14 protein-coding genes are annotated in these 13498 nt (G+C 36.2%); 4 read left to right on the top strand and 10 right to left on the bottom strand.

Annotation, left to right across the window (positions count from 1 at the left end):
• Positions 1 to 18 precede the first annotated feature (18 nt).
• Positions 19 to 765, bottom strand: coding sequence for an RNA methyltransferase (locus tag R2Q77_RS05800; protein WP_316802773.1), 747 nt, complete (start codon positions 763 to 765; stop codon positions 19 to 21).
• Between R2Q77_RS05800 and R2Q77_RS05805 the strand changes: the two genes are divergently transcribed.
• On the top strand, positions 756 to 3173 hold the full coding sequence (locus R2Q77_RS05805; RefSeq protein WP_316802774.1) for a BamA/TamA family outer membrane protein: 2418 nt from the start codon (positions 756 to 758) through the stop codon (positions 3171 to 3173). The genes R2Q77_RS05800 and R2Q77_RS05805 overlap by 10 nt on opposite strands.
• On the opposite strand, the gene R2Q77_RS05810 is transcribed toward R2Q77_RS05805, so the two are convergent.
• The 6 genes from R2Q77_RS05810 to R2Q77_RS05835 all read right to left on the bottom strand — a co-directional run bounded on the left by R2Q77_RS05810 (position 3170) and on the right by R2Q77_RS05835 (position 9316).
• Positions 3170 to 3745, bottom strand: coding sequence for a 2'-5' RNA ligase family protein (locus R2Q77_RS05810; RefSeq protein ID WP_316802775.1), 576 nt, complete (start codon positions 3743 to 3745; stop codon positions 3170 to 3172). The genes R2Q77_RS05805 and R2Q77_RS05810 overlap by 4 nt on opposite strands.
• A 67-nt stretch (positions 3746 to 3812) precedes the next feature.
• Entirely contained in the window at positions 3813 to 4343 is a 531-nt protein-coding gene (locus R2Q77_RS05815) for a hypothetical protein (protein ID WP_316802776.1), read from the bottom strand.
• Entirely contained in the window at positions 4340 to 6631 is a 2292-nt protein-coding gene (locus R2Q77_RS05820) for a patatin-like phospholipase family protein (protein ID WP_316802777.1), read from the bottom strand. The genes R2Q77_RS05815 and R2Q77_RS05820 overlap by 4 nt, the downstream gene beginning before the upstream one ends.
• 57 nt (positions 6632 to 6688) lie before the next feature.
• Entirely contained in the window at positions 6689 to 7162 is a 474-nt protein-coding gene (locus R2Q77_RS05825) for a TspO/MBR family protein (RefSeq protein WP_316802778.1), read from the bottom strand.
• Between the two features lie 44 nt (positions 7163 to 7206).
• A complete protein-coding gene (locus R2Q77_RS05830) occupies positions 7207 to 8556 on the bottom strand; it encodes a M20/M25/M40 family metallo-hydrolase (RefSeq protein ID WP_316802779.1) in 1350 nt (449 codons plus the stop codon).
• Positions 8557 to 8692: 136 nt separating this feature from the next.
• Positions 8693 to 9316, bottom strand: a complete 624-nt coding sequence (locus R2Q77_RS05835) for an insulinase family protein (protein WP_316802780.1) — start codon at positions 9314 to 9316, stop codon at positions 8693 to 8695.
• Positions 9317 to 9588: 272 nt separating this feature from the next.
• Between R2Q77_RS05835 and R2Q77_RS05840 the strand changes: the two genes are divergently transcribed.
• Positions 9589 to 9978, top strand: coding sequence for a response regulator (locus R2Q77_RS05840; RefSeq protein WP_316802781.1), 390 nt, complete (start codon positions 9589 to 9591; stop codon positions 9976 to 9978).
• A gap of 76 nt (positions 9979 to 10054) precedes the next feature.
• Here R2Q77_RS05840 and R2Q77_RS05845 read toward each other — a convergent pair whose 3' ends face one another.
• From R2Q77_RS05845 to R2Q77_RS05855, 3 genes are read right to left on the bottom strand one after another with little or no spacing between them, the layout of a single operon-like run.
• The gene (locus R2Q77_RS05845; protein WP_316802782.1) at positions 10055 to 10456 is read right to left on the bottom strand and encodes a DUF1634 domain-containing protein; all 402 of its coding nucleotides are present in this window, start codon (positions 10454 to 10456) and stop codon (positions 10055 to 10057) included.
• Between the two features lie 3 nt (positions 10457 to 10459).
• Positions 10460 to 11293 carry a sulfite exporter TauE/SafE family protein gene (locus R2Q77_RS05850; RefSeq protein WP_316802783.1) on the bottom strand — a complete coding sequence of 278 codons (834 nt, stop codon included), beginning with the start codon at positions 11291 to 11293 and terminating at the stop codon, positions 10460 to 10462.
• Between the two features lie 10 nt (positions 11294 to 11303).
• The gene (locus tag R2Q77_RS05855; RefSeq protein WP_316802784.1) at positions 11304 to 11954 is read right to left on the bottom strand and encodes a FadR/GntR family transcriptional regulator; all 651 of its coding nucleotides are present in this window, start codon (positions 11952 to 11954) and stop codon (positions 11304 to 11306) included.
• A gap of 358 nt (positions 11955 to 12312) precedes the next feature.
• Between R2Q77_RS05855 and xth the strand changes: the two genes are divergently transcribed.
• Entirely contained in the window at positions 12313 to 13089 is a 777-nt protein-coding gene (xth, locus tag R2Q77_RS05860; protein ID WP_316802785.1) for an exodeoxyribonuclease III, read from the top strand.
• Positions 13090 to 13276: 187 nt separating this feature from the next.
• The gene (locus tag R2Q77_RS05865) at positions 13277 to 13456 is read left to right on the top strand and encodes a histone H1 (protein ID WP_316802786.1); all 180 of its coding nucleotides are present in this window, start codon (positions 13277 to 13279) and stop codon (positions 13454 to 13456) included.
• Positions 13457 to 13498 lie beyond the last annotated feature (42 nt).

Below are 13498 nucleotides of genomic sequence, written 5' to 3' on the forward strand. Positions count from 1 at the left end.
TTTAAATTAAATTGCTTGTTATTCGCTATCTCTCACTATTTCAGTGCAAAAAATTGCAGCACTAACCGCAACATTTAAAGATTCTGCCAGCCCAATTCTTGGAATCGTTACCGGATGATTGATCTTTTTTATAATTTCTTCAGTAATTCCTTTCCCTTCGTTACCCAAAATAACCAGTCCTTCTTTTTTCCATTTTGTTTTATAAATAGATTCACCATTTAGTAAAGCTCCATAAACCGGAATTTTAACTTCACTAATTAAGGAAGACAAATTTTCGTAATAAACATTTACCCGGGCAAGCGAACCCATAGTTGCTTGTACCGTTTTGGGGTTATAGGCCTCTACAGTATCTTCAGAACATATAATGTTTTGGAAACCAAACCAATCTGCCGTCCTGATTATAGTACCCATATTTCCCGGATCCTGTACGCCATCCAATACAAGTGTAAATGCTCCGTTTAAATCTTTAAGGTTTAACTTTTTATTTTCATTGAACTTTACCAGGGCTAAAAAGCCCTGTGGGGTTTGTAATGTACTAATCTTCGCTAACTCAGCGTTGTTTACTTCAAATAAGTTTATATTTGCAGCCAGTTTGGGTAACAAATTGTGTTGTTCGCTGGTGTAAAATATAGTGTGAATCTGGTAACTTGATGGTATAAATTCTTTTATGGATTTTATACCTTCAACAATAAATAGCCCATGTTCACGGCGATATTTTTTTTGATGTAACGATTTAATAAAACTAATCTGAGATTTTGAAAGCATACAAATACTTAATAAATTTTAAACTGAAAAGCCCTGCAATATTACTTATAATTATTGTTTTAATGCAGGCTTGTTCATCAACTAAATATATTGCAGACTATCAGTCTATTGTTAAGAAAGTTACCATAGACAGCGTTGATAAAAAATTTGAGGAACAGGCTTACAATTATGTTCAAAAGGATATCAGGCCAACTTCTCCCTACAGTATTAACGTTCCGCTCTATAATTTATTTAACACTAAAGATGGTCGTTATAAAACCAATAATATAAAACCTTTTGGTACACCACCCTCTATTTTAGACAGTACACTCGTTGAAATTTCACGAAATCAAATTCAGAAATTTTTAAGGGGAAAAGGGTATTTTCAGGCCAAGGTCGAATCTGATATTCAGGTTAAGGACAAAAAAGCAGAAGTTAAATTTAAGGCAATTCCTGGACCTGCTTCTTTCATAAATAACATTAATGATTCTATTTCTAACAAAAATATTAAAGGTATTTATGAAGCCCAAAGACCTGTTTTAACGCATTTACATAAAGGAATGCAGTACGATACAGATTCTTTAACTTACGAAAGGGAACAGATATACAAAATTATGAAGGAAAATGGTTACTTCTATTTTTTAAGACCCTTTGTAAATTTTGATGTTATTGAAACGGCGAAGGTAAGTGAGGTTGATTTACGCCTAAACATAACCAATCCACCAACAAAAGATGGCCACAAGCAATACAATATTGGTTATACGCATATGGTTATAGCGCCAAATCCGGATGGTTTTCCTGATTCTGCCCGTACAAAACTTAGTAAAGACACCGTTAACGGCATTATTTTTACCGATTTTTCCAAACGTTACAGAAGAAACCCGATTGTGCGTTATGACTTTTTAAAGCAAGGCGAGTTATACGACATCAGGAAGGAAAATTTAACGTATGATCGTTTATACGAACTGAATATTTTTAAAAATGTTAAAATCGATTATTATAACCGGGACAGTACTTCCAATAAAATTAACCCGATTATTTTATTAACTCCTCAAAAGGTAATGAGCAACCGTATAGAAGGCGAGGTGCCTTTTAATGGTGGTACAGTAGGATTTAACTTAAGTAATACCTATACCAATAATAATCTTTTCAGAGGAGCAGAGCGGTTTGAATTACAGGTTAAAGGTGGTTTGCAATCGCGTATTGGTAACGGAGCTTCACCATTTAAGGATATCTACCAGCGCGATTTCTCCATTAGTGCAAGTATAACCGTGCCCAGGTTACTTATTCCATTCTATAAGCCAATTTTAGGCTCTAATGGAATGCCACATACTACCTTCTCGTCGAGTTATATTTATGCCCTGCAAAAAGATATCTCGGTAAGGCGCATTTTTATCAATTCAGTTACGTACGATTGGGTAGAAACAAAATCCAAACTCCACTCCTTTACCCCGTTAAACTTTGAATATCGTTTTGGTAACCTCGATCCTAATGTTGATGCAATTACGCGGTTAAACAATCTTTATTATACGGCATTATTAGATCGTAAGGATTTAACACTGGGTATGAAATACACTTATACCTTGAATGCAGATAAATTAAATCAATTCAGAACTTTTGTTTATTTAAGGACTGGAATGGATATAGCAGGTAATATGTTGCAGGGAATATCTAAACTAACAGGCTCAAAAAGCGATCCTGCAAATGGAAATCCGGCCAAAATTTTAGGCTTACCCTTTAATCAATACATTAAGCCAGAGGCAGATCTTCGGTGGTATAAGCATTTAGGTGGCGAAAGACAATTTGTTGCACGTTTAAATGCAGGTATAGCCTATTCTTATGGCAATTCAATTTTAACTGGCATTCCTTTCGAAAAGCAGTTTTTTGCAGGAGGATCAAATGGTCTTAGAGCATGGCAAGCGAGAACAGTGGGACCTGGAAATTACAACAGGGGAGTACTTGCAACGGATGAACTCAGAAAAGTACTTTTTGGATTAGATCAATTGGGTACTATGCGCATTGAAACCAATTTTGAATACCGCTTTACCCTAACTAAAAAGTTTTTTGGAGGCGCCTTAAAAGGAGCGACATTTATTGATGCCGGTAACATATGGAATATTCGTAAAGGAGAATCAATCAGTTATGATGAGCCGACTTTAGATGATCTTACTGTATTTAAATTAGGTAAATTTGCACAACAAATTGCTATTGGAACAGGTGTTGGATTACGCTATGATGTTCAATATTTTGTATTCCGGTTTGATGTGGGCTTAAAGCTTAAAGATCCTCAGTTTTCGGGGGCAGACCAATGGGTAATCGGCAAATTATTATCTGGAGGCCGCGAATTCAAAAATACTTATAATGCAGCGCATGCCCCGGATACTTATCGCTTTTTTCAATACAATTTTGGTATAGGTATGCCATTCTAATCAAAAAGACTAAGCGGTTTGGGTTTGGTTGCACTGCCTTTAAAACTAAACTCTTTATAAGGTTGCCATCTCTTATCGAGGTGTTTGTATACACAGAAACTATTTACAACAAAAGTTCTTTTGAATTGCTTTTCCCTGTATTCGTGCGTGATGGATTCAAATACAGTAGGTTTAACATCTTTAAAGGCAATCGTTAAATGTGGGTTAAACTTAAAGTTATCTTTATCTGGCAGCAAAGCTAAAGGCCTGAGTTCTTTTTTAATCTGCGCCTGCAGGTTCATAATGCCTGCGTTTTGCAGTACATCAATGTAAACTGTATGCGGTGCAAAACCATTGAAGTTCTTTAAAATCTGCTCAAAAGGATCGGAAAAAATGCTTTGCTCCAAAGCGCTGAAAAATTTCTTTTCCTGTTGTTCAGCAGATAGTTTTACCGGATTATAAAGGGTGATGTGCGCAGGTCTTTTTAGAGATTCATGAACATTATATTTTAAAGAAATATCCTGTCTGATTTCATCAATATCTTCTACAATGCTAACGGGAGGGATTATACAGATTAAAAATAGATTTTCCATAGTTCAAATTTACTAAAAATTTTAGTAAATTTGAACTTGATTAAAGTAGGATTAAGTATTTATTTTTTCAGAAAAGATTTTTTAAACCATCAAATACACTTTCGAAAAATGTTGAGAGATTTAATCCGTTACTGTGGTTAAAATAAATAAATATTAAGAAAACAATCACCACAAATATGATGAGTTTCCTAAAGGCAAAAGCAATTAAAATCAGTACAATTGGAATAATAAATAACCATAGGCTGTTGATGGTGTAAGGGCTTAAATCTGTATCCTTTTTGTACACATAAACAAGCTTGCTGTGCGTGCCGGCATCGTTCTGATGTTTAAGGTACACAAACGTAGAACGTTCTATCGGTAAAGGTAATACAGCCACGCCATCGTTAAATTTTAAGCTTTGGGTAAAACCACTCACGCTAAAAGTATAAATGCCGTTGATGTTTTCGTTGGGATTGTTTAACGAATCGGCCGCAATAATAGCCAGTTTATTGTTTTTAAGCAGGTTTTCTTTAACAAGAAAATTATTGATAGCGGCTGTTTGTGCCGAGCTAAAAAAGCCGATTAAGCAGAGGGAAAATAAGATAAATAATCGTTTCATTCTATAGAACGTTTGTTGTAAATTAAATAGCCAATATGCAATAATACACCATTTCTTTTAACTGCATCATTATATAAATTATAACTTAAACTTACAGGCCCCAAAGGAGTATGGTAAACTAAGCCTGCAGTACCCGCATAACGTATTTTGGTGATGGCTTTGGCATAATCAATATCCTGAAAATTATTGAGTTCAAATTCTTTGTGCGGTAAGAAAAGATAACCTTCAAGACGGAAATCCAGATTCTTTTTAAAACTGTAAATGTTTTTTATCCCTCCGGCAATGTAGGTAGTTGCCCTGAACTTATCAAGAAAGAGCGACCGGCTGTCCTGAAGCGGGTAGAATGCCGGAGACATCAGCAGGGTAGAATAATAATTTTTAAATAAAGGCTGGTTGGATATGACACCTTCAACCAAATAACCAAGCGTATAATTTTTAAGGTGGAGAAAATAATTTTCCTGGGTTAACTTAATGCTTCCCCAATGCCTGATTTGTTGCTCTGGAAGACCTTTAATAAAACCAGGCGTATTTCTGAAAATATTGCCGGGATTATAATTTTCGCGCCCGGTAGTGTAATTAAAGCTTAATGAAAAACTTTGTCCACGGGTTGCATATTGCTTTCTGTTAAGCGAATTTTTCTCGAGATTTACGGAGCCCCTGAACCCGTTGAAAATGGTTTGATCCAAAATATCACCAACGGCAAATGTATTATTTGGACTGTACCGGTCGTTGTTGTTAATAAAAGTAGAATGAAGTACAATTTTGGTATTGTGATTGAGTGGCATTCCCATCATCAAATCGATTTTGCGATCAGATTGTTCAATGTAAATCGGGTGCGGGTTTTCAATAAAAATTTGGCTCGTATTGTAAAAATTCCAGTGGTTATAGGTAAGTTCAGCTGCTAAAAAAAGCGGTAAACGAGTGGGATAATCAACACGGCCATTTACTTGTACAGATTCATAAAAACGCCCCGAGTAAAAACTCGTACCAAAAGTATAGGCTTTTCTGTTTAGGTAATTGTACTCAGCACCTAAAAAAACATTACTAATGGGCCTGGTCGAAATATTGCCGCCCAGTTCAAGCTTGAAGCTTTTTTTCGGTTTGGCTATCACTTCAAATGTGTAACTGTCTGTTGCAGCCTGATAGGATATTCTTGGGTAAATGGTTTCGAAAGTTTGATCGGCTACCAGTTTATAATAACCACGTTTAATATCTTCCAGGTTAAACGTACTTTTGTCACTTTTAAAAAGCCTTTCAACATATTTTTTTTGCTGACTGTTTACTCCGGTTACCGTAACATTGCTAAATACCAGGTCTGGTTTTTTTTCATTAAACCGGGCGCGTTTTTTTTCCAGTTCTTCATCACTAACCCTTCTGCTGATTAAAGCTTTTATTTTAGGCATATCAGCCATGGTAGCTTCATATCCCTTTTGAATAAGTTGTTGCACCGGACTAAAGTTTGAAACACTGAAATCGGCTACTTCCGGCTGGATATAAACCCCGTTTTTGCCAATCATTGTCGAATCTGATTTGGATAAGAACATGAAAACTAAAAAACGGTTCATCAGGCGGTCATCAATATTTTTAGGGTATTCGTTATAGGTTTTTGAAGATACATTTGCCCCAATAATATAATTGGGCTTAAATTCTTTAGTCATTACATCCACCGGGAAGTTGTTGTAAAGGCCGCCGTCAAAAACATATTTACCATCCAGTTTAATGGGGCGATAAACAACAGGAACGGTCATGGTTGCCCTTACAGCTTCGGCTAAACTGCCTTTACTTACCGTAATGCTTTCTTGCGATAAAACATCAGATACCATACACCTGAAGGGGACAAAAAGGTTATTGAAATTATCTTTTGAAACTGCCGATGCCTGTGAAAAAAGCTCTAAAAAAGCAAAGTTTAAAGGAATATCGTTTATTAAGTTTGATCTGAAACTAAAATGGAAGCCCGTATCAATGGCTACTTTTGCAGCGATCATGGAGGCGTTAGGGGCATTTTTTTGAAAGAAAAAAGTGTAATCGCTGGTGTATCGGCCGTTTACCCAGTTTTGGAAATCATCACTCAGGGCAATTTTTTCTATTTGTGCAGGAGAATAACCTGACGCGTACATTGCCCCAACAATGCCTCCCATAGAAGTACCTGTGATGTAATCTATAGGGATATGGTTTTCTTCAAGGGCTTTTAATGTGCCAATATGGGCAAGGCCTTTTGCACCACCACCGCTAAATACAAGACCTACTTTTTGCGCGTGTAACTGGATACAGCACAAAAACAGAAGCATCAGCAAAAAATATTTAAAAGTTACCACTCTCTAAAAATAGGGTTTTACTTTTAAATTTTAGTTTAATATAAAGATGTTATATGTTAATAAGGAAGCAAAAGCTACCCAAAGAATGTATGGAATGAACAACAAACCCGCCCATTTATCAATTTTATAGAAGGTAAAGGCATTAATCATAATAAAAATGAACAGGAGGATAATTTCTGCCAGTGCAAAACCAATTTCGTGCAGGTAGAAAAATATAAAAGACCAACCTAAATTTAAAATTAACTGGATCAGGTAAATGGCCACGGTTCTGGGAAAATGAACAATTTTATCCCTTTTTACCCAAACTAAATAGGCGGCAATGCCAATAAGAACGTAAAGTGTTGTCCATGCATAAGGGAAAACCCAGTTTGGTGGATTAAAAGATGGTTTATTAAGAAACGGATACCAGGTTTTTACAGATTGTGCTGTTGCCCAACCGCCTAATGCGCCCACGCCTAAAGTTAGGACAATACTAAAGATAAAAGCTAAAGGTTTAAATTTCATGCCGCTAATTTGAGTTTAAACAATGATAAAACCTAAAAGTTTCCCTATCTGCCAATACCAGGAACTATGGGCAGGCTTTCATTGTCTTCAATTCCAACACTTTGCACGGCAAATAAATAATTATCTTTACTGTATGGCAAACGTAGTTCTGTAGCTGTGGTATAAAATTTCTTTTGCCAAACGGCACTGCTCGTTTCCCGCATTAATACGTAATAACCTTTAGTTGTGCCCGATGCAGGCGCTTTCCAATATAAAAAAGTAGAATTACTCAGGTTTTTAACATCCAGCTTAACCTCTTGCGGGCTTGAAGATGCCTTCGCTAAATTGGCAAGTACAGCAATGTTTACAGCGGTATTTTTTCTAAGGTATTCAAAATCCATATACTCGATTAAATCACCGTATTTAATGCCGTTTTCAGTTCTTAAATCCTGGTGCTGGTGTTCAAAATTTTCATTCATTTCGGTAATGCGGACTGCTGTGAAACCATTTTCTACAAATGGAGTATGGTCTCCGCCACGTAAAAAACGATCATTTCTATATATAAGTTTAATCTCCAGCTGATCTACATAACGTTCGCCTATTTCTTTTACATACCTGGCCAGCTGTCTGCTCTTGCCATCATTTTCTAATCCAAACTGGCGGATACTTTTAGCATTTTTATCTAAATCCAGCGCTGGTAAACCTTCGCTAAAAACCCTCAGTTTAGTGTTGTCTATAATTTGCGTTTCGTTACTGTTATTGCTGCCAATCATATCGTTGTTAAGCATTGCTTCAATATTCCAGCCTTCTTTTTTGGCTTTATTCGCCATAAAGCCTGAGCCGATTAAAGATTGCTCTTCGCCACTTACAGCTACGAAAATTACCGTCGCTTTAAATTTGTATTTACTCATAATCCTGGCAGCCTCAATTACCCCTGCAACACCACTACCATCATCATTTGCACCCGGCGCATCGCTGGTACGGTTCATTACATCCGTTACCCGACTATCTAAATGGCCACTAACCACAAAAACACGCTTGTCATTTGGATCGGTTCCTTTTAAAACAGCAACAGCATTACCGAGTAAAGTTGGTGCATCAACTCGTTTTCCATCGGCTTTTATCGTGGTGGTATCCAAAAAAGCAGACAAACGTCCGTCGCTTTGTTTTGCAAATTGATTAAACTTGTCAACAACCCAATTTCTCGCTGCGCCAATACCATTTTTTTTGCTTTTCTGATCGCTTAATGTATTTCTGGTTCCAAAAGAAACCATTTTGGTTATGTAGGATTTTAATGAATCCGCATGAACACTTTTTACCATGGTTTCAATGTCAGCATCGCGCTTAACAATTATTTGAGCACTTGCGGAAAGGCCAAAACAGATAGAAAATAATAAAAAGTAATATTTTTTCATAGTAAGTTGATTAAGAAAGCTAAAGTATTCAAAATGATTGTTGAATAGGGTACCTGATATCAGGAATGCTGTAACAATTTAGACATAAAAAAGCCTTCTTTAAATGGAAAAGAAGGCTTTTGCTGAAATATTTGAATTATTTCGTCTCCATAATAGTGACTGTTTTTTTTATTTCTTTATTCCAGTTCCCAAATGCTTTTTTAGCTGCTGTTTTTGCCTCATCTGTATTAATGTTTCCTGCAAGTGTTAAATAGGTGCGGTTAGGGGTAATTTGATTATAAAACTCCTGGACATCCATTAAAGAAAGTGCGGCAATTGATTTGGCAGTTACTGTTTCATCATAATCATAATCCTGGGTTTTTAAGCTCATTAAAAGTTTAGCCTTTGCAATATCGAATGTGTTTTTGGTAAGGTTTGTATTTATAATAATTTTAGCCATTACTTGCAAACTGTTTTCGAAATCAGTTTTCGATACAGATAACGCCCCGCTATTATCTCTAAAGCTAATGCCCCGGTTTTTTTCTAAACCTTCATTTAATACCGCATTTAAAAGCTCTACAATGCCATCTTTTTTGTTTTTAAATGCATTTTTATCTAAAGTGAAACTTGAATAGGCTTGTTCAGAATTATCATTTTCTGAAATGATAATATTCATTCCATTTTTGAGTTTATAACTTACTGGTTCTTTAAAACGGTTTTGGGCAAAACCAGTGTACAATGTTAAGGTGATGAGTGTGGTAAAAAGGATTCTTTTGATCATGAATTTTTTAATTGGGTAATAATTTGTTTGGTACCATAACTTTTGGCTATTTAAATAAAGCGGCATATACGTTATTAACAAGGCTTCAGTTTTATAATTTATTCATTTCGTTCATTTTTACAACTTTCCGCTAATTGAAAATGGTTATATCTAAATTTATTTAGATATGTTAATTTTGAGCTGTTAGCTGGAAAATCCGTAAATCTATTTCATCTAATTATTCTGTATATATCCAATTTATATGGAAACCAGAACCAACAATGAATGAAAAAATGATTTTAAATAAAAGCGCTTCCAAAGTGTTGTTAATTACCGATAATTTAAATACCGACGAATTGATTACAGAATATTTAACTGATGCCGAAATAGGGTTTACCGGTGTTCAAAATATAAATAAAGCTGCTAAATCATTAAAAGAGGAGAATTTCGAATTGATTTTATTAGACATCAATTTTAACAGTTTAAAAGAATATAATACCTTAAGAAGATTAAAAGAAGACCTTGATATTAAAGCCCCCGTTGTTGTACTTGTTAACGAACTGCGAGACGAAGAGGTAGAAAAATATTTCAATCTTGGCATTAAGGGATGCTTGTCTAAACCCGTAAGTAAAATGGATTTAGCTGGCATACTCACACAGTTTTTGCCGGATTTTAATAAATAGTTACCTTATGGTAGTTGCAATCGCATTTATAATCTGTTTTACAGTAAACAAATTATAAATGCTTAAAGAAAATGGATTACACTTTTAATCCGCCAAATATGCTCACCATAATTATGCAAAGCACAATAAAGGTGATGAAAATGTACAATTTGTCTCTTTCTTTAATAAAGGCAAAAAGAGAAAATACGATCCTCAATATAGGTGTGGCAATTAATAATAAAACACCAAATTGAATAATGCCCATTGCATTAAAACCTAAAATGCCCTCAGTAATACCTTTAAATGTTGTAAACCGATCACCTTCGCCTTTAAAGATGTGGTAATCTGGTCTGTTGATTTGGCCATTTTGAGCTAAATAAATAATTCCACCAATTAATACAACACCACTTGCTGTAATTACGCCTACTCTTAAAAGCTGTCCCACGAGTTTTTCAACATCCTGATCGGCCCAATAAGTTTTTGAGATTAACTTCTTCATTTTTTAAAATTTATGGTGATATCCGTTATAAATCATTTCAATAGCAACAAAAGTAATGGCGACGCAAAAAATAATCCTTAGCACCGATGGGTTAATTTTGGTCAGTAATTTCGCTCCTGTAAATGCCCCTCCCAATACACCAAGTACTACCGGAAATGCAATTCCCGGATCCATATAACCCCTTTGCAGGTAAACCACGGCACTGGCTGCTGCGGTTACACCAATCATAAAATTACTTGTTGTGGTGCTTACCTTAAACGGAATACGCATTGCTGTATCCATAGCCAACACTTTTAAAGCACCAGATCCAATGCCCAGTAAGCCCGAAACCACACCAGCAATGGTCATAATTGAAAACCCGGCACCAACATTTTTAAGTTTATATTCAACTTCTCCGGCAGGAGTAGGGTAGCTGCTGTTTAATTTAAGCAGGTAAGATAACTTACTGCCCTCGGTTAAGGCTTCCTGGTTTTTCTTTCTGAGTGTCATCGCGGCAGAGAATAATAAAATAGCCCCAAATAACATTGCAATTGTATTGGTGGGTGTGTAAATGGCTATTAAAGCACCTATTACAGCACCAATGGTCGTGGCAATTTCTAAAAACATACCCAGCCTGATATTGGTTATCCCTTCCTTAATGTAAGCACTGGCCGCGCCTGATGAATTGGCAATAGAGGCTAATAGCGCCGCACCAATGGCGTAACGGATATCGACATGGAAAACTAAGGTAAGCAAGGGGATTACCACAACACCGCCACCAAGGCCGGTAAGCGAACCAACTAAGCCCGCCAAATAGGCCCCTAATAATAAAATGAGGCTAAAAATAAGTATTGACATATTATTGTTTTTAATGATTATTATTCAGGATTGTGGAGAGTATTTCGAGGGCGAGTTCGGATTTTTTTTCTTTAATGGCAGTATAAAGTTGCTCGTGCAAATGATGGCTCATGGCAAAATGGGTAACACCCTTCGGTTCCCTTTTCGAAAAGAAATCACGGATAATAGAAGTAAAACTTTGATATAAATCGGCAAGTACACCATTGGCTGATGCATGTGCAATGGCCATATGAAATTCAATATCAGCATTTACACAATCTTCACGTTGCTCTGCCTGGATGGCTAACTTTCTCTTCTCTAAACTTTGCACCATAAGATTTAAATCAGCCTGCTGATGGTTTTGTAGGGCAAGTTTTAAGATTTCTATTTCGAGTAAGGATCGAACCGCATTTATTTCCTTAAATTCTGCACGCTGCAAACGCTGCTCTATGGGCTCCGTCAGGTTTGGGTTTACAACGGTTCCAAAGCCTTGCTGAACCTTCAAAATTCCCGATATGGAAAGCGTTTTAATGGCTTCCCGGATAGTAGATCGACCTACCTTATATAATGACATTAATTCGGGCTCGGCAGGGATTTTTTCTCCGGCGGGGAATTTACCTTCCGCAATGTCTTGCCTGATTTGCCTGGTTACCCGTTCGAAAAGTTTTTCTGAAGTACTCATGATTTTAAATTACAACACAAACATACGATGTTTAATTTAAACATCAGATGTTTGTGTGTCACGATAACGTCTGATTATAAAATGAGACTTGAAGTGGGTAGTTAGAGAAATAAAATTTACGGCATAAAAAAAGGGAACGAGGCTATTATGCCCCGTCCCCAATCTAAATTAACGCTCTCAGGGGACAAAACTGGATAAATTTTATGAAGATTTTATGAATTTGTATATCCCGGTTAAAATTTATTCAACTGATTTAAATTCTCTTATCCTAAAATAGTGTTGCTAAAGTTTATTTGAGCAGCTTAATTAATGCAAGTGATTAATTAAAAGCATAGCTTTATGTTAATAAATATACCGTATGAAAATAGCAACCTATAATGTTAATGGTGTAAATGGAAGATTACCTGTTTTGTTGCGCTGGCTCGAAGAAACGGCTCCGGATGTGGTTTGCCTGCAAGAGCTAAAAGCCCCGCAAGAAAAATTTCCGGAACAAGCAATAAAAGATGCAGGATATAATGCAATATGGCACGGACAGAAAAGCTGGAACGGTGTGGCTATTCTTGCCCGAAATGTAGAAATTAAGGAACTGAGAAGAGGACTGCCCGGAGATGAAGAGGATTTACATAGCCGTTATATTGAAGCAATCGTGAATAATGTAGTAATCGGGTGTTTATATTTGCCTAATGGAAACCCTGCACCTGGCCCAAAACTGGATTATAAAATGGCTTGGCTGGAAAGATTAAAAATCCATGCAGCATCACTTTTAGAGCGTGGGTTACCAGTTGTATTGGCTGGCGATTTTAATGTAATTCCAACAGAAAATGACGCTTATAAACCCGAACGCTGGGTAGAAGATGCTTTGTTCAGACCTGAAGTTCGTGAATCTTTTAGTGCATTGGTAGGACAGGGTTGGACAGATGCGATAAGAAAAATTTACCCCACAGAAAAGATTTACACTTTTTGGGATTACTTCCGTAATGCTTACGGCCGGGATGCAGGTTTACGCATTGATCATTTTTTGCTCAGTCCTCAACTAAGCAATCGCCTTACAGCGGCAGGTGTTGATAGGCAAGTGCGTGGCTGGGAAAAAACGAGTGATCATGGTCCCGTTTGGATTGAAATATCAAATTCTTAGCATTTTTTATACATAAAGTTGCAAATAAAGTCATTTTGTATCTATTTTGTTTCCACTTGATGGCATGCTTAACAAAATAGTGTTCTATATTTGGGTAAGGGTTTGCGGGTTTAATTACATTTGTTAATTTCGCGGCTCGTTTTTTGTAATGAAGAATGAATCAATTTAAAAATTTAAAATAAATAAAATGGACAAGTTTCAAAAAGTTAAAGATTTAGTTTCTGCAGTAGAAGCTGATGCAGCTAAATTTTATGATGGTGGAAATGCAGCAGCTGGTACTCGCGTACGTAAAGCAATGCAAGATTTAAAAGTTTTAGCTCAGGAGATCAGAGCTGAGGTAACTGAAAAGAAAAACGGCGCGAAATAATTTTTATAGCGTTTTGGGAAATAACAAAGCCCCGTCCATTTG

Source organism: Pedobacter nototheniae (assembly GCF_032678625.1).
GTDB lineage: Bacteria > Bacteroidota > Bacteroidia > Sphingobacteriales > Sphingobacteriaceae > Pedobacter > Pedobacter nototheniae_A.

Coding starts and splice junctions, on each gene's coding strand:
- R2Q77_RS05800 (WP_316802773.1), bottom strand. CDS start 765: ATGCTTTCAAAATCTCAGATTAGTTTTATTAAATCGTTACATCAAAAA.
- R2Q77_RS05810 (WP_316802775.1), bottom strand. CDS start 3,745: ATGGAAAATCTATTTTTAATCTGTATAATCCCTCCCGTTAGCATTGTA.
- R2Q77_RS05815 (WP_316802776.1), bottom strand. CDS start 4,343: ATGAAACGATTATTTATCTTATTTTCCCTCTGCTTAATCGGCTTTTTT.
- R2Q77_RS05820 (WP_316802777.1), bottom strand. CDS start 6,631: ATGCTTCTGTTTTTGTGCTGTATCCAGTTACACGCGCAAAAAGTAGGT.
- R2Q77_RS05825 (WP_316802778.1), bottom strand. CDS start 7,162: ATGAAATTTAAACCTTTAGCTTTTATCTTTAGTATTGTCCTAACTTTA.
- R2Q77_RS05830 (WP_316802779.1), bottom strand. CDS start 8,556: ATGAAAAAATATTACTTTTTATTATTTTCTATCTGTTTTGGCCTTTCC.
- R2Q77_RS05835 (WP_316802780.1), bottom strand. CDS start 9,316: ATGATCAAAAGAATCCTTTTTACCACACTCATCACCTTAACATTGTAC.
- R2Q77_RS05840 (WP_316802781.1), top strand. CDS start 9,589: ATGATTTTAAATAAAAGCGCTTCCAAAGTGTTGTTAATTACCGATAAT.
- R2Q77_RS05845 (WP_316802782.1), bottom strand. CDS start 10,456: ATGAAGAAGTTAATCTCAAAAACTTATTGGGCCGATCAGGATGTTGAA.
- R2Q77_RS05850 (WP_316802783.1), bottom strand. CDS start 11,293: ATGTCAATACTTATTTTTAGCCTCATTTTATTATTAGGGGCCTATTTG.
- R2Q77_RS05855 (WP_316802784.1), bottom strand. CDS start 11,954: ATGAGTACTTCAGAAAAACTTTTCGAACGGGTAACCAGGCAAATCAGG.
- xth (WP_316802785.1), top strand. CDS start 12,313: ATGAAAATAGCAACCTATAATGTTAATGGTGTAAATGGAAGATTACCT.
- R2Q77_RS05865 (WP_316802786.1), top strand. CDS start 13,277: ATGGACAAGTTTCAAAAAGTTAAAGATTTAGTTTCTGCAGTAGAAGCT.